The 16,535-nt window shown below is 69.6% G+C and carries 9 protein-coding genes; 8 read left to right on the forward strand and 1 reads right to left on the reverse strand.

Annotation, left to right across the window (positions count from 1 at the left end):
- The first annotated feature begins 32 nt into the window (after positions 1–32).
- The 5 genes from ACFW22_RS18780 (at position 33) to ACFW22_RS18800 (ending at position 8,540) form a co-directional block, all read left to right on the forward strand.
- Positions 33–1,307, forward strand: coding sequence for an exonuclease SbcCD subunit D (locus ACFW22_RS18780; protein WP_386405522.1), 1,275 nt, complete (start codon positions 33–35; stop codon positions 1,305–1,307).
- On the forward strand, positions 1,304–4,513 hold the full coding sequence (locus ACFW22_RS18785) for an AAA family ATPase (RefSeq protein WP_386405525.1): 3,210 nt from the start codon (positions 1,304–1,306) through the stop codon (positions 4,511–4,513). Before ACFW22_RS18780 ends, ACFW22_RS18785 begins: the two co-directional genes overlap by 4 nt.
- Positions 4,514–5,009: 496 nt before the next feature.
- Complete coding sequence (locus ACFW22_RS18790) at positions 5,010–6,605, forward strand: Mu transposase C-terminal domain-containing protein (RefSeq protein WP_386405528.1); 1,596 nt, start codon at positions 5,010–5,012, stop codon at positions 6,603–6,605.
- Complete coding sequence (locus tag ACFW22_RS18795; protein WP_386405531.1) at positions 6,602–7,375, forward strand: AAA family ATPase; 774 nt, start codon at positions 6,602–6,604, stop codon at positions 7,373–7,375. The genes ACFW22_RS18790 and ACFW22_RS18795 overlap by 4 nt, the downstream gene beginning before the upstream one ends.
- Positions 7,376–7,505: 130 nt before the next feature.
- Positions 7,506–8,540, forward strand: coding sequence for a hypothetical protein (locus tag ACFW22_RS18800; RefSeq protein ID WP_386405534.1), 1,035 nt, complete (start codon positions 7,506–7,508; stop codon positions 8,538–8,540).
- 140 nt (positions 8,541–8,680) lie between these two features.
- Here ACFW22_RS18800 and ACFW22_RS18805 read toward each other — a convergent pair whose 3' ends face one another.
- Complete coding sequence (locus tag ACFW22_RS18805; protein ID WP_076968809.1) at positions 8,681–9,241, reverse strand: putative phosphothreonine lyase domain-containg protein; 561 nt, start codon at positions 9,239–9,241, stop codon at positions 8,681–8,683.
- Positions 9,242–9,288: 47 nt separating this feature from the next.
- Between ACFW22_RS18805 and ACFW22_RS18810 the strand changes: the two genes are divergently transcribed.
- From ACFW22_RS18810 to ACFW22_RS18820, 3 genes are read left to right on the forward strand one after another with little or no spacing between them, the layout of a single operon-like run.
- Positions 9,289–10,467, forward strand: coding sequence for a hypothetical protein (locus ACFW22_RS18810; RefSeq protein WP_386405538.1), 1,179 nt, complete (start codon positions 9,289–9,291; stop codon positions 10,465–10,467).
- On the forward strand, positions 10,464–13,757 hold the full coding sequence (locus tag ACFW22_RS18815; RefSeq protein WP_386405541.1) for a hypothetical protein: 3,294 nt from the start codon (positions 10,464–10,466) through the stop codon (positions 13,755–13,757). Before ACFW22_RS18810 ends, ACFW22_RS18815 begins: the two co-directional genes overlap by 4 nt.
- Positions 13,757–16,528 carry an RNaseH domain-containing protein gene (locus ACFW22_RS18820; protein ID WP_386405544.1) on the forward strand — a complete coding sequence of 924 codons (2,772 nt, stop codon included), beginning with the start codon at positions 13,757–13,759 and terminating at the stop codon, positions 16,526–16,528. The genes ACFW22_RS18815 and ACFW22_RS18820 overlap by 1 nt, the downstream gene beginning before the upstream one ends.
- The last annotated feature ends 7 nt before the right edge of the window (positions 16,529–16,535 follow it).

A 16,535-nucleotide genomic window follows, 5' to 3' on the forward strand; every position in this document is an offset into this window, starting at 1 on the left:
CTCATCCGTCTCCGGCTTGACCTGCCCAGGGCGTGGCATCTAGGCACCTCCTGGACGCCACGCTAACAGCCAGGAACCTTAAGTCACTGGTATTGCATTTAGGCCACATCTTTCACGGGCACCCACGCGAAGAGGACTTCGACGCCGTCCTGGCCGAGATCGTGGCCATCGCCCAGGAAAGCCAGCCGGATCTGATCGTCCACAGCGGCGATCTGTTCCACCACTCCCGTCCCACCATCCGGGCAATGTCGCGCGCCATGGACACACTGATCGAACTCGCCGTCATCGCCCCCACCGTGGTCCTGGCCGGCAACCACGACTCCCCCGCATACTTCGAGTTCTTCGGCTCTATGAACGGACCGTCCCGGGGCCGGGGCTTGTTCTTCGCCGACCGGTTCCGCCCCGCGGACGACGGCGGTGTCCTCACCTTCGACGCCTGCGGCGGTGAGCAGCGAATCCGCCTGGCCGTCCTGCCGTTCGTGCATCCGAACCGCTTCTGGCAGCACTCCGCGACCGGCACGTCGTACGCCGACTACGCCGAGGGGATGCGCGAGCTGCAGGCGGAGCTGATGAGGGCCATGCACGAGGGGTACGACCCCGACCGGGACATCCTGCTGTTCGCGGCCCACGTGTACGTCACCGGCGCCAAACGCTCCCCGAGCGAACGGGCCGTGGACGACGGCTTCGAAACCGGCCCCGAGAATCTTCCGGAGGTTTCCTACGCCGCCCTCGGGCACATCCACCGCCCGCAAACGGTGCGGGGCGCCAAGTGCACCGCCCGCTACGCCGGGAGTCCGCTCGCCATGGACTTCGGCGAAGCCGACGAATCCAAGAGCGTCGTGATCGTCGACGCCGACCCCGGACGACCGGTCAGGGCCCTGCCTCGCCGGCTCTCGAGCGGACGGCGCCTGACGCACTTCACCGGAACCCTCGAGGAACTCAGGGCCTTCTCTGCCCAGTACGACGGGACCTTCCTCAAACCGGTGATCACCGGCGAGGAACCCGGCGCACTCCTCAGCCACAAGATCGCCGAGATCGTCCCGGACGCGATCCTCGTCAGCCCCGCACCGGCACGGGAGGCGGCCGCCGACGCTGTCATGGACGGTGACCCCGGCGAGGAGCCGGAACTGCCCGACGCCTTCCGCGCCTACCTGGCATCCGAGGGGCTGAACGGCGCTGCCGCGGAATCCACCGTCACCGCATTCACCCACCTGCTCAACGAGCTCGACGACGAGACGCTGCCCCCGGCCCCGGCCGAGGAAATGCTCCGCGCTGCTCTGGAAAACACCTGGACGGAGGCGTCGTGAAGCCCAGCCTGCTCATCGTCAGCGGAATGCGCAGCTACCACGGCACCTGCACCATCGACTTCACCGGGAAGCGCCGGTTCGCCATCCTGGGCCCTACCGGCGCCGGCAAGTCCACTGTCCTCGATGGGCTCACCTTCGGCCTGTACGGGGCGAGCTCGTGGTCGAACAAACCCGAGGAAGCCTACGAGCTGATCAGCACCGGCAGCCCCAGCATGCACGTGACGCTCGAGTTTTCCGTGAACGGCCGCCCGTGGCGGGTGCGGCGCACCCTGTATGCAAACCGCAAGAAGCCGCAGGTCCTTCTGGAGTCCATGGCCGAAGGGGGCTCCGACCTGCGGGTCGACAACATGCGCGCGGTGACAGAAGCCGTCACCCAGCTCATCGGGCTTGACTGGAAGGGCTTCGTCAGCACGGTGCTGCTGCCTCAGGGGAAGTTCGACACCCTGCTCAAAGCGAACAGAGGCGACCGTGCCGACATCCTGCGGCACGTCTTCGGCATCAACGAACTGGAACGCGTCCGCAAGCACGCCGGCGTTCGACTGGAGCGCTTGAGCGCGGGCATCCTCGACGCCAGGAGTGCCCGGGCGGGCCTCCTGGGAGACCCTCATGCCGTCGCCGCGCAGGCGGCGCTGGATGTGGAGCGTACGCGTGGCATCGCGGCCGGCCGGCGCGAGCGGCTGGCCGCTCTGCGCGCGGCACAAGGGCGGGCCGTCGCACACAAGCACCGCAAGGCCGTTCTGGACAAGGCGGCACGGCTGCTGCGTGAGCGCAGCGTCCCGGATGCGGCTGTCACGCTGGCCATGCTGGCCGAGGCGAAGACGGAGCTCGATACCGAAGCCGCAGCGCAGGAGGCGGCCGGACGCGATCTGAGCCTGAAGCTGGACGCGGCGCAGGCCGCCCTGGAGGCGGCCACGCAGGCCGGTGACACGGTCCGGTCCCTGTCCGGTGCGGTGACTGTGCTGTCCGGCCTGCCGGGCCGTACAGCCGGGCTGGACTCCCTGGTGCAGCGGCTTGAACAGGAGCAGCTGCAGCACCGCGAACATGAGCAGGAGCACACGCAAGCACAGCAGGAGCTGGCCGAGCACGAGCAGCGCCAGGCGGTTCTCGTCGAGAAAGCCGACCTGGCACAGCATGCCGTCACCCAGGCCCGCGCACACACCGACCAGATCCAGGAGGCCGTCCGGGCCCCGCTGCAGGAAGCCAGCGCTGCGGCGGCACATCTGCAGTCGGCCAACACGGCGCTCGCGACAGTCGAGGAGCAGCGCGGTCACGTCGACAAGCTGGAAGCTGAGCTACGTCAACTGCGCGAGGCCTGGGAAGAAGCCGAGGAGGCTCTTGCTGCGGTACTGCGTGGCGAAGCCGCCCACACGGCAGGTTCCACTCTGGCGCCAGGGGACGCCTGCCCGGTCTGCATCCGGCCCCTCCCAGACGACTTCACTCCCCCCACCCCACTGGACGGCAAGGCGCTTGGCAAAGCCAGAGGTAGGCGCACCAAATCCTCGAAAGCCGTGAACACAGCTGTAACCGCCGCGGCGGAGGCAACAGCCCAGCTGAACACGACCGAGCAGACGGCCCAGAAGCACCAGCGCGCACGTCTGGCCGCCCACGAGCGCATGGACACTTCACTGCTTCAGCTGCAGGAGCTGGTGGACACGATGCGGCCGACCGTCGTGCCGGGCGTGGCCACGGCTCTGGACACGCTGAGCCGGCAGACGGCCACGCAGGCGCGTGCCCTCGCGGGCAGCGACCCCAAGAACCGGGCCCAGATCACCCGTGCGGTCAAGACACTCGTCCAGCCGCTGCGCGCTACGGAAGCAGAAACGCTCGCGGCCCACACGAGCGCCCAAGCAGAGCTGGCGACCGCGCAGGCCGAGAAGGAGGCGGCCCGGGCCGACCTCAAACGCCAGCGCAGCCGCTTGCAGCGCGAACGTAAACGGCTGGAGAAGACCCAACTGCAGTACGAGAGCGACCTGCAGACACTGCTGAGCGAGGTCACCGAGCTCCCGGCCTCGATACGACCCGCCCAGGACACACCGCAGGACCTCCCCTCCCCGAAGGACATCGCCTCAGCGCTGGAGACAGCCGGTCAGCGCCTCGCGCAACTCGAACAGACAGCACAGGCACGCGACGAAGCACAGCAGGCCCTCGCCGAGCACACCGAGGACCGGCAGGCCCTGGACGGACGCCGCCAGCGCAAGGTGGAGGCGCCCACCCGCAATCTCATCAAGAAGCTGGAGCGCTGGGCGGACGCCGCCACCGATGTCGAAAGTCTCCTTGACGGCGAGACGCCCAAGGAACTGCCTCCTGCCCCGGACGGATCCGACCTGGCCTTCGTCGGCGCCTACTACCAGGCCCTCGCCTCCATGAGCCAGCAACTGACGGGCGCACTGAAACAATCCGGGCAGCAAGCCACGGACGTCATCCACGCGTTCGAGAAGGACCTCACCCTCCAAGCCGGGACCGCCGCCGACGAAACCGACGATGACCCGGGCTTCCCGGTGCCGGAAAAGAGCGACCTGCTGGCACCCGCCGTTCTCGACCCGCTCAGCCGCAAGACGAGCGCCGCGGAAGCAGCGCACGACAAGGCCAAGTCCGACCTGCGTACCGCACAGTCCCAAATCCCCTACGCCGAGGCACTGGAAGCTGCCATCACCGCCGCGGATGAACAGGCCGCAGTGTGGAGGAGAGTGAGCGACCAGCTCACCGACACAAAGTTCCTCACCTATCTCACAAACCAGCGCACCCATGCGCTGCTCCGCTACGGGAGCAGAATCCTCCAGCAGATCTCCACCGGGCTCTATGCGTTCACCGACGACTTCAAGATCGTGGAGTCCGCCACGAATCTCGTGCGCGGCCCAGAAACCCTCTCCGGCGGGGAGAAATTCCAGACCTCCCTCGCGCTGGCACTGGCATTCGTGGAACTTCACAACCGCAGCAGCAGCAAGCTGGAGAGCCTGTTCTTGGACGAAGGGTTCGGCTCGCTGGACGCCGACCGCCTGGACGCCACCCTTCCCGTCCTGAGCAACGCTGCGATCCGGGACAAGACCCTCGCGGTCATCAGCCACCTGTATCCGGTGGCCGACGCCGTCGAAGACGTGCTGTTCGTCGAAAAGACCGCCCAAGGCTCCACAGCCACCTGGCTCACGGCGCAAGAACGCGCCACGATCATCCGCGACGGGATCCGGCGCATGCTGGAACACGCCTGAGCAACACCGGGCCGGCCATCAGTGGCGCCAAGGAGCCCTCCGCCCCAGGGCAGCACCTTGGACACCGGTAGCTCTCCTCCCTTTTCCTGCGCCCGGCCCATCCCGTACGTCCCCCCGGCGCATGCAGGCGACCCAGGAAGCCCTGCGGCCGGCGCTGACAAGCATTCAGCTCAGCGCCGACCGCGGCCTTCCACCCCAGGCACCGCAACAGGACCGGCCAGCGCCGGGCCGCCCCCGATGCCCCGGCACAAGCCCGCACCTTGGAGCAGCCGGGCCTTCGAGAAGCACGCCCCCTCCCAGCGAAGTCGCCGACGCTCGCAGCCGGTGCGGGCTGACGGCTCCGCCGTACCCGCCCTCCCCCGGGCATGACGCCGCATCACGGCCCTGACAAACGGCCGGGAATGCCAGTGCCGTCCGCCTTCACCGCCAACACCCGCCACCAGCACGGCACTTCCGGTCCTTTCCACGATTAGTACCCATGTAAGGAGCAGACCGCATGAGTGACTCTTCTGCCGGCGCGCAGGGTGCCGGCAAAGCGGTGTTCACCGCCCGCACAGGGCGGCTGGCCGCGCTGCCACGGTTGCTGTCGCTGGACCAGAGCGGCGAGCTGACCAGCGCGCACGTGAAGCTGGTCGCCACGGCCGTGGGCCGCTCGGAGCGGGCGGTGTGGCGATGGGTCGCCAAGGCGCGCGCCACCGGCCACGTCGATGCGGCGTCCCGGACACGGTTCAGCGTCACCCCTGAACTGCGGCGGCTGCTGGTGGTGTGGGGAGGCAACGCCTCCGCCGTGCACCGTGAACTCAAGCAGCGGGCCCTGGCCGATCCCCGGCTGCCTGCGGCCCCGTCGCTGTCGACGATCCACCGGGCGCTGCGCCGGGATCTGACGCCCGGGGAGCGGGCCGGGCTTGCCAAGGGGGAGGCCGCCCGGCGGGCCTTCGATGTGTTCGGGCAGCGCCCGCCCGCGCACCGCAACGCCGCCTGGGAGGGCGACCACAAGTGTGTGCCCGTGCGCGTGCTGCTCGAGGACCAGCTCGTGCAGCCATGGGTGACCTGGTTCATCGACTGCCACACCAAAGTCATCACGGGAGTGGCCGTGACCCCCCACGCTCCCAGCGCGGATGCGGTGCTGGCGGCCCTGCGGATGGCCCTGGACCGTGCCGAGCCCTTCGGCCCTGCCGGCGGCCTGCCGGGCTTGATCAGGGTGGACCGCGGCAAGGAGTTCCTGTGTGCCACCGTCGCCTCGGCCCTGGGCGCCTTCGCCGTGCCCGTCGTCGACCTCCCGGCCTACAGCCCGCACCTGAAGGGCACCATCGAGGCGCTCAACGGCGCGGTCGAGGACATGCTGTTCGTCTCCATGCCGCGCTACGTGCACCGGCAGACGTTCACCGGCGGGCGCACCGCGGATCCGGACGAGCCCGCGCTCTCCTTCGAGGCGTTCGTGGAACTGCTGCTGAAGTGGGTGCACTGGTGGAACACCGAGCACCAGCCCAGGGCGCTGGGCGGCCGCACCCCGATGCAGGCGTGGTCGTGCGACCCCACTCCCCTGCACGACGTTGCCGCCGAGCAGCTGGCCCATTTCGGGCTCGAGGACGACGGACGCACCCGCACCATCACCACGCAGGGCGTGCGGTGGCGCAACCGCCACTACATCGCCCCCTGGATGGTCGGCCAGGCCGGCGTCCGCGTCGCGGTGCGCCACCTGCCCCACCACGACCTGACCATCGAGGTCTTCGGCCTGGACGGCGTACACCTGGGCAGCGCCGTCCTGGCCGAGGCGGCCAGTGAAGAGCAGGTCAGCAAGGTCCGCAAAGCCCGCACCGCCAAGGCGCGGCGGCTTCGCGCGGACATGAAGGCCGCCGCCCGGCTGCGCCGCGAGCGCTTCGAGGCCGTCACCACCGCCGCCCCGCCCGAGCGTCTGGGGGCGCTGACCGAGGCGGAGGCCGAGGCAGAACTTGCCGAATCGGACGCCACAGACCTGCGGCGGGCCGATCCCGGCTACATCCCGCACCAGCCCGTCCCGGACGGCTGGGCACGCCCGATGCCCCCGGCCGCGGACGGGCCGGACGACGACACCCCTGAGGAGAACGTGTGAGCGGCGACATGGACTACGGCAGGCTGCCCGCAGAGGACGACGACCACTTCCACCGCCTCGATGCGCATCTGGTGGCCACCGACTCGCTCATGACGACACTGGACGACGTCCAGGCGACGATCGACGCCAAGGCCATGATGGTCGCCTACGGAGCGGCCGGATACGGCAAGACGATGTCGGTGAACTCGGCGCTGCGCAAGATCGCCCCCGACAACACCTACCGCCTGGAGCTGCGCTCAGGGCCAACCCCCCGCGACATCCGCCACGGACTGTTCCACGCCCTGGGGCTGCCCGGGGAACCGCCGACCCGGCCGATCGAATTCGACACCCTCCTGAAGGAGACGCTGTCGCAGACGTTCCGCGTGCTGGTGTGCGACGAGGCCCAGTGGATGGGCCGCAGTTCGTTCGAGTACTGGCGCCACCTGTGGGACGACCGCAACACCGACATCGCGGTGATCTTCGCCGGCGGCGACAACTGCTACAGGGTCCTCAAGCGTGAACCGATGCTGGCGTCACGGATCTTCATCTGGCAGAAGTTCACGCGCATGCCCGAGGCCGAGGTCGTCGGCACCCTGCCGGCGTTCCACTCCCTGTGGGCCGGGGTGGACCCCCAGATGATCCGCAACATCGACCGGGCCGCGGCACACGGCAACTTCCGCAACTGGACCACCATCACCAAGCACATGCTCAACGGCATGAAGACGAAAGGCCTGACCGAGGTCAGCCAGGACCTCGTCAACTGGGTGTACAGCAAGCTGGGCGGCATGTAGCAGCGGCCGCACCTGGCGGCGGCCCGGGAAGCACGGGCCGCCGCCGACAACCTCGCACGCCGTACAGACCCGCGCTGGTGTCTCCGCATCCGGGACCAGTCTGTGCGGTGGCGCGGCCGGAAGGGAGGCGATGACACTGGTCTACGGCGACGTGACCATCGTGGTGGACGAACGGGACGACCTGTTCTACACCCAGGCGGCGCTGCAGGCCCACCGGCCCGAGGAAGGCCGCATCACCGTGCAGCCGACGCCGGCCAGCGGCAGCCCGGCCGCGCTGGCGCACGACATGCTGTATGCGCTGGGCAAGCGGCTGGCCCCCGGCCCCAACTCCCCTGACATGTGGCTGGACTCGGTGAACGCGGCCTGGCTCGCCGCGGCTGCCTGGGGTGTCGCGACCGGGGTGCGGCACGTTGTGGTCCCCCGGGCCCATCTGCTGACCATCCGGCGCATCGACCAACTGCTCGCCTGGCGCAAGTCAACGGGGGCTCAACTGACCCTGCTGTGGCAGAAGCCGCCGCGCGCACTGCCGTCGGCGCTGGCCCGCGTGGAGCGCCGTATCAGCGGCCGGGACCAGTTCAAGGCGCTCCTCGCCGAGCCGGGACCGATACCCGCACGCCCGTTCTTCCCTCCCGCTGCACCGATGGCAGGGCCAGCCGCGGTGGCTGCGGGGCAGTCACCCGCCCGGCAGCCGCAGGAGACGCGGGCGGCGTCGCTGAGGCCCGGGCGGCCGGCTCACCCTTGCACCGGCGCGATGGCAACAGCGCGGCTGGTCCAGGCCGCCCCTGCCCTCGTGATCGCGTCCGCGGAGGCCGCCGCTCTGGCCGCTCTCGCACACCCGCTCATCGCCGGAGCCCTGAGCGTGCTGGCCTTCACCCGGGCCGGCCCGGGCAGCCTGCGCTTCACCCGCGACCTCGACATCACCAGCGACATCTCCGCCATCAAGCTCCACGGAGTCGGCCATCGGTACTGCCCTCTGCACGCCATCCCTGCCTGGGCACGCCCGCTGCTGGCCGCCGCCCGCGCCCACCACCGTCTGGCACCCCACCCGCCCGAGGACGGCATGTTCGCCCCCGTCATGGTCGCCGAAGCCCGGCATCTGCGCGCGCACGCCGGACGCCTGCCCCGGCTCGACCTGTCCCTGCCCGCCGGCGTCCTCGTCCCTTGAGCTGCGTGTACCGAAGCACCCGCCCTGCGCACCAGGGAAACGGCAGCGCTGATGCAGGTGATGTCGGAGGCTTCGCCCGCTGTGTGGCCGGCCCCTGGCGCGACGCCTGTTCTCTCAACACGGAAGCACAGGCCGCCTGCTCAGGTGCACTTCGGCACTGGAACCTTTCTGCGCGCCGCGGCAGTCCTGCGGGCCTGGGCTCGCGCAGCGTGCTGGTGCTCGAGCGCTTCACGGGTGCGTTTGGGGATGACCAGTTTCATCTTGGTGGCAGGCGCTACGAAGGTGCTGGCGCCGGTGCCGTAGCGGCCTTTGCGGGTGTCGCTGTCGGTCTTGTAGAGCAGGACGTCGACGATGCCGAGGGCCCGCAGGTTGGTCAGGACGCGTTGGACGTCGTCGATGTTGCGCCAGTCTCGGGTATAGACGCAGATGGGGCGGCGGGTGTCGTCGCTCTTTGTGCGGGTGTTGAGGAGCGTGGCCGCCTTGCTGCGGTAGCCGAGAAGGCCGTCTTCGGTTGCGGTGCGGATCGTGGCCCAGGAGCGGTCAAGGAGGCTGAGCGGGGTGAACCAGAGCCACTTGCCGCTCCAGGGGTGGTCGTCCTCGGTCAGGGAGGTGTCCGGGGCGGCGGCCCATAGCCAGTGCTCGGTGGTCTCGCGTGAGGGGGCGTCCTGCTGGGCCGATGGGGCGGTCTTGGCGATCACCATCGGCACTGTATGCGAGGTTTGTTCGTTTTTTCGCTTATTTAACCGTTATGGGTCTCGTAGAACGGAACACCCTCCGATGGCGCCGTGACCTGGCGCTGACCGCGTGCTGCGCTGCCGCCGTCGCGGAAGCGGACCGCACAGGCGATCCGGGCCAGCGAGCAGCTCGCCTCATCGACTGTCTGGGAGTTCTGCGCTCGGCACACGGCGCCGGCGCAGCCGCCGCCGTGGATATGCGCGCGCTGCGGCGCGGCTTGCGCCACGGGCTCGCGCCTCTCCTGCCCGCCTGCTGCGAGGACGGTGACCCGCTCGGCGAGGTGAAGCTGCTGGACCAGGATGGTCTGCTGTGTGACGCAGTGGAGGACCTGGGCCGCGAACACCTCGTGCCTCAGCAGGCGTTGATGGAGTACTGGCCCTGGGCGCGCTTGCGTGCCGAGCAGGAGGAGCAGCAGCTGTACGCGGAGATCCGGCGCCTTCCGCCGGACGATTACGCGAAGGTGCGCGAACTGCTGGCGAGTGATCCGGTGGCGGAGCAGGGCGTGCTCTGGGAGAAGTGGGACGGGCTGTGGGGGCGATTCGGGTTCTTCGAGCCGGTCTCGTCCTGGCCGTGGTGCAACGCGGCGGGCTGGTGCTTCCCGTGTCCTGTCTGTGCCTGGCCGATGCGCGCGCAGCCCGCCGGGCAGGGGGTCTTCGCCGTGGCGTGCGACGCCCATCTACTGGAGGGGGTGCAGTACACCTACCGCCAGGTGCGGGGCGGCAGTGGCCCTCCGGTCCTGGAGGGCGGCGGTGGCTCAGCCCGTCGCGTGGAGGGCTTCCCCGCTGCTGGCGACTACTTGGCGGTCTCCCGGACGGTGTGGCGGTATGTGACCCTGCCGGGGCGCATGGAATTCGCGATCCGGGATGCGCTGGCAGGGATCGCCGGTCTCGACGTCCTCATGTACCCGGACGGTGACCGCTACGACCTGCGCATCACGGCCGCCGAGCCGCTGGTGGCCAGGCAGTGGCGGGTGGATGCGAAGGCGTGGCGGTCCTTCGGGGCCCTGGCCGATGCCCTGCTGGAGCGTCCCGTGCTGGGCGCAGCGGTGCCGCTGACGATCGTGGTCCCCTACCGGCAGCGGTCCGACCTTCCGCTGCTGCAGGCGCGCCTTGCCGGGCGACCGGACCTTGAAGTGATGACCGACAAGGACTTCGTCGCCAAGGTTCTTCGCTGGTGCCGGGGTAAGTCGTGAAGAGCAGCGATGTCCGTGAGGCGTTGCAGCGTTGCGCCATTGCGGCGTATCTCGCCCTGTCCGAGCAGTACTTCGCATTCGGGACCCTCGATGGCCGTCGCGGTGTGCCGCTGGACTTCGCGCAGATGTTCGCCGCCCGGCGCACCGATGCATGGGGACGGTGGCTGTCGCTGCCGCGCGCCGAGTACGAGCTGGTGGGCCGGCTGTGGCAGGCGCTCAAGCAGGAGGGGGACCTGGCCCAGCCGGACACGTTCCGCGAGGCGGCCCTGGAATACGCGGTGGCTCCCACTGCGCTGTTCCGGATTCCGGGGGAGTCGAACGCAGACGAGACCCACTGGTTGGTGGCCTGCCACGCGCAAGAGCCCCTCGTCCTGGCCGAGCATCTCGTCCAGGAGGCCGAGGAGTACCGGGCCATGCTCCAGAGGGCACTGCCGACGGCCGGCGAGGGCCTGTGGACCTTCGGGCGGGACCGTCTGTACACGGTGGAGATTCCTGCCAGCGAGAAGGACGCCTTCGTGGCCCCGGTCCGGTTGCGCACCGAGCCGCTCCTTGAGGAGGTGAGGCTGCTGCGGGAAGCGGTGATGGACCGCGTGGTGGGCCAGGCAACTGCCCTGCCGGAGAAGTTCGGGTGGAAACCCGGTCTGCTTCAGGGGTTCTTCGACCGGCTCACCGACGCGTACGGGCGCACGGCGGCAGAGTTGCGGCTGCCCGCGGGGCCGATGACGCTGCTGAATGCGCCCACCGGAGTGGGCAAGAGCGTGCTGATGCGGGATGCGGCGCACCTACTGGCCGCCAGCGGCCAGGGCCCGGTCCTCATCGTGGTGGGCCGCATCCGTGAAGGCCTGGGGACCGCCGAGCAGTTGGCCGCAGACCATGGGCTGGTCGAGGAGACGGCCGCCGCTGTACGGGACGCTGCCGAGCGGGCCGGCAAGCCGCTGCGGGTGGTGTCGTGGGTGGCGTCCTCACGCCACGACGACCAGGCAGCGCTCGCCTTCGCCCAGGGCCGCGAGGACCGCTTCGAGCAGTTCGCCGGCGGCTGCGAGATGACCGGCTGGCAGGTGGACGGCCCACGGCTGGACCGCACCAGGCTTCCCTGCGCTCAGTTGGAGTGGGTCGATGGTCCCGTCGAGCCGGAGCACGCCGGCAAGCACCTGTGCCCGCGCATGGGCGTCTGTCGGCGCTTCGAGCACATCCGGCAGGCCGCCGATGCCGACATCATCGTCACCAACCACCACAACCTGATCCGTGGACGCTGCAAGGTGCCCGTCGAGGTGGACGGCGAGCGGACCGTCCATGACATGAGCGTGCTGGAGTTCGTGCTGCGGCGCTGCCGCGTCGTCATCATCGACGAGGTCGACGCCTTCCAGTCGACCTGGTGCACGCAGGGCGCGCAGGAGTTCACCCTCATCAGCCGCGGCCGGGGCCACGCCGGGCGGCTGGAAGAGGTCGACCGGCACCGAGGCGGCCTGTCGGCGCTGGAGAACCTGCTGGTGACCGGCCCGTTGATGGAGGCGCGCCGGCTCAGCGAAACCTTCCTGGACAACGTCCTTACCGGGCACCTCTACCTGGACTCCGAGCAAGAGCGCCACAATCGCCCGGGCTCCGGCTGGTACATGGTGGGCAAGAAGGATGCCGAGCTGTGCCGTGTCCTGACCGGCGCCTCTGTGGACGCTGAGATCACCGAAGCGGTGCACCAGGCCTACCTGGCCCTCTTCCCGGGCGAGCGGTCCGGTGCCGAGCTGCTGGCGGGCTGGCAGCCGCTCGCCGATCAGATCCGCCAGGCCCTGGCCGGCAAGGTCAAAGGCACCCGCCGCAGCAGAAAGCTCGCGGTCTTCAAGGACTCCATCGCCCGCATCCTGGCCGACGCGCCGTTCAACGTGCCCGCCTCCAAACGCGCCGCTGTGGTCAACGATCTCCTCGTGCGGGCTTGGCTCGGTGCGCTCCACAACGAGCTCCACACACTGAAGTGGTCGATCCTGCCGCTGCTCGGGCAGCTGAACGCGGCCACCGACCTGGTCTCCACCATGGGGCTGCTCCCTCGCGACGAGCCGATCCCCTACGGGCCGCTCGGACAGAACCTGTACGGATTCAAGCTCGACAAGAACGCCAGCGGCACCGGCCGCCTCTCGCTGCAGTCCCTGGGCGGCGACCCGCACACCTCCACCGTCCGCCTCGGCGACACCGTCGCGCTGGCCACCGCCGGAGTACGGCGCAGCGTCCTGGGCCTGTCCGCCACCGCGTTCTTCCCCAAGGCCGCCCTGCAGCACGTGCACACCCTGCCCGCCTACGTGATGACCGACGCCGCTCCCGGCGCGGTCACCGCCCACGCCGGGAGCGTGTCGTCCACCGATCTCGGCTGGCAGCCCATCTCGATCGGCGGCGTGGAGGAAAAACGCAAACCCTCCGAGCTGCGCAAGCTGGCCGAACGGCTGTGGCACACCCAGATGTCGTCACACCTGGAGAAGATCGCCCGCAACGACCCGCCGCGGGAGCTGGCCCTGCTGGCCGGGAACTCCTACTTCCACGCGGCGGTGATGGCCGCCGGGATCGCGGCCGCGTGCGGCCGCCCCGAATGGGTCGCCGTCCTCGTCAGCAGCAACCAGACCCCCTCCGGGAAGGCCGTGAATCTGCCCGAGGGCGTGGTGCGGGTGACCATCGACGAACTCGAGGACCTGCCCGCCACCCACCCACGGGTGAAGGTGATCTGCGCACCGCTGTCGGTGGTCTCCCGCGGCCTGAACATCCTCATCCCCCACACCGACCGCTCAGCGCTCGCCTCCGTGTGGGTGGGCGTGCGCCCCCTCACGCACCTGCACGAGCCGGCCGTCATGTACGCGAGCATCAACGCCTGCGGCATCGCCTCCGGCACCGTCAGCGCCGACCCCGCCGGCATGCTCGCCTCCCAGCGCACCGCCGCCGTCCGCCAGCGGGAGCTGCTGCTGCGCACCGACCCGCGGTTCTCCCGCATGCCGAAGTTCCTCAAGACCGAGATCCTGGCGGGCATCCTCGTCGAACTCATCCAGCTGGCCGGGCGCGCACGCCGCGGCGGCACCCCCGTCGAGCTCTACCTGGTCGACCACGCCTTCTTCAACCAGCAGTTGGGCTGCGACTTCCCCCGGCTACTGCGCTCCTACTACGGCCAGCTCGATGAGGACGAGCAGGACATCCTGCGCCGCGTCTACGGCTCCACCCTCACCGCCTGGCTCGACCTCGCCCACAGCGAGGACCTGCTGCCCAACCCCGTCACTCTCATCCCCGCCCCGACCCCGGATGCTCAAGGACCCCAGTAATGCCGTCGAATGACACCCGCATGTCCATGCTGGCCGCGCCGTTGACCAGCTCGCTGATGGGCACCGTGTGGCTGTACCGCTTCCCGGACAAGATCGAGCATGAGTGGAAGAGGCTGCGTGCCGTCTACCGCGGCAAGACCGGGTCGCAGGCCAACCTGCCCTATGCCGGACTGCTGATGGTGCTGCGCGCCAGCGGTGCCACCAGCGCAACGCTCAACCCGACCAGCAAGAGCAAGCCGCCCCAGTTCCTCGCCCTGTCCCAGAGGCTGTCACCGGCGCATCTGCGGGCCGCGGTGGCCTTGTGGGAGCAAGCCCTGCTGCAGACACCGGCAGACGAGATCTCTCTGGCGTACAACAGTGACCTCGCCGATCTGTTCGCCTCGGTGGAGCCCGAAGAGGTGGCGGTGTGGGACCACGTACGCCTCGGCCCGCACGCCGTGGACGCGGACGGCTGGGTGTGGGACGCGGCCGGCTGGAACCTTGCCTCGGTGGTGGCCGGGACCGGCCTGGCGGTCGACGGCCGCATCATCGCGCTGCGCCCGGACACCGAGAACAACGTCATGGTCTGGGACGCCGAGCACCTGTGGTCGAACAACTGGCTCAACGCCCGCCCCGCCAAGGACAAGAAGAACGACAGCCTCGAGAGGGATGCCGAGGAGGCCCAGGAGCCGGAGGAGTGGAAGATCCGGCGGCACTACGCCGCGCTGCGGGTGGAGGTAGCGATGAAGTCGCTGCACTCGCTTCCTGTACCGCTGGTGGTCATGACGCCTCGGGTTTCCCGGCTGAGCAATCAGATCAACAGCGCTCGCACCGCGTGGTGGGCGCCTCGTTCCCCCAGCCGCCCGCTGCTCTGCCTGAACCTGGGCGGCAAAGGCAAGTACACCCATCTCGAGCACACCAGCCGTCTGGCTCTCGACGCGTGGGTGCGGCTGATGGACGAGCCGGTATTCCCCCGCGGCCCCAAGGACACCGAGTTCCTGCCCGTCAGCGCCATGGATCTGTCCGGCGAACCCGGCGACTTCCGTGCGCTCATCCCCTTCTCGAAATCGTTCCCTCTCGGTAAGGGCGTCGGCCTGCACACCGTCACCGCCCTCGCCGAGCACTTGTCCGCCGTCACCGGCCAGGACCTCGTCAGCGGCACCCAGGTCGCCAAGGTCCTCTCGGTGGCTCCCCGCAAGACCGAGTACGGCAGGGACGCCACGCTGCTCGACGACACCGATCTCAAGGACATCATGGCCGCCGCGGGCTGCTCGAAGCTGCGCGTCCTGGCCCTGTACCAGCACCAGGAGATGCGCACCCGCATGCAGCGTCTGCTGGCCTACCACTTCGGTCGGCCCGACCTCGCAGACGGCATGCCTGACGACGAGGTCGTTCAACTCAGCTGCCACACCGAGGTGCTGCTGCACCGGGCCCCTCAGCTGCTGTGCCACAGCGAGCACCATGACCGTCGCGGTGAGCTCACCGACGCCCTGCCCGGTCTCGCAGCCGAGGACACCGGGGTCGTGGCCCTGGTCGAGACCGAGTACGACGCCAAGGAGTGGGGCCGCCGGCGACGCGCCGCGCGCCGCGAGGAGGAAGGCGCCGTCGACCCCTACGTACTGGATGCCAAGCCGGAGGTCTCCCGGCATCTGGCCCGTCACGGCGTACTCGCCCAGTTCCTCACCCCCGAAACCAGAAAGCGGCGCTCGAAGAAGAAGGAGCGCGAGGCCGCATCCCCGCTGGAGGCCCTCGGCATGGAACTGGCCGCGGACTTCCCCGGCCACCACGCCATCGGCGACATGCTGCGCTCCGCCGGCCTGGTCCACCCCCGCCTGACCCGCACGATCTCCACCGGAGGCGGCCTCAAGGACCGCGTCGCCCACCTCGGCCTGCACATGCGCGCCCAGCTCGGCGACAGGCACGTCAACCGCACCGAGGAACCCAAGCTCATGTGGATCCTCACCGCGTTCGTGCCGGTCGGCGGGCACTGGAAGGCGCTGGCCTACCTGCCCGCCCATCGAGGCGGCAGCGGCGGCTGGTTCAACTACGCCCGCGCCCAGACGCTGTCGCGCAGCCACCCCATCCCCGAGGGCAGCCGCGGCGACGACACCCTGCCCCGCCGCATCGACCACGCCCTGTACGAGCTGAGCCGGCACCTCGAGTGCGGCTACGTCCTCTACGTCTCAGGAGACTCCACCCGGCCCGTCTGGCCGCTGCTGGCGAACAAGAACGCCGACCTGCTCCCCGACAACGACGGTCTGGCCAACGGCAGGCCGGCACTGCCCGGCGCCACCCTCGCTCCCGAGCACCGGCCGCAAGCGGTCATCCGCACCACCTCCAGCGCCGACCCGAGCATCCCGCTGCCCGCGCTCTTCCACGAGATCGACGAGGACGGCAACGTCAGCGACGGCGACAAGACCAGCAACGCACTGTTCCAACTCGACGCCACCGCCACCACGTTCCTCATGAGCCGCCGCCCCCACCAGATGGACGGCAAAACCCCCTCGGCCAAGTCAGGCCGCACACAGGGGCGCTGGGCGTGCGACGACAAGGAGCAGCAGGCCGAGACCTGGTTCAACCTCACCGCCACCGAGATCGCCGTCATCCACCACCCCGACAACACGAAAGCCCTCCCCTACGCCCTGACCACCGCGAGGCTGTGCAACCACGCCCTGGCCTGGGAACACCGCACCCGCCACCCCCTGCCCATCCACGCCGCCATCCAGATGGACAAAAACCACCCCGAATACCGGCGCACCATCGACTGGGACAGCGACGACGCCAGCGGATGACCCACGG

This window comes from Streptomyces sp. NPDC058872, from assembly GCF_042743065.1.
Taxonomy (GTDB): Bacteria; Actinomycetota; Actinomycetes; order Streptomycetales; family Streptomycetaceae; genus Streptomyces.

Bases quoted from the DNA above. Each gene is read 5' to 3' on its own strand.
- ACFW22_RS18790 (WP_386405528.1), top strand. From the start codon at position 5,010: ATGAGTGACTCTTCTGCCGGCGCGCAGGGTGCCGGCAAAGCGGTGTTC.
- ACFW22_RS18810 (WP_386405538.1), top strand. From the start codon at position 9,289: ATGGGTCTCGTAGAACGGAACACCCTCCGATGGCGCCGTGACCTGGCG.
- ACFW22_RS18805 (WP_076968809.1), bottom strand. From the start codon at position 9,241: ATGGTGATCGCCAAGACCGCCCCATCGGCCCAGCAGGACGCCCCCTCA.
- ACFW22_RS18820 (WP_386405544.1), top strand. From the start codon at position 13,757: ATGCCGTCGAATGACACCCGCATGTCCATGCTGGCCGCGCCGTTGACC.
- ACFW22_RS18800 (WP_386405534.1), top strand. From the start codon at position 7,506: ATGACACTGGTCTACGGCGACGTGACCATCGTGGTGGACGAACGGGAC.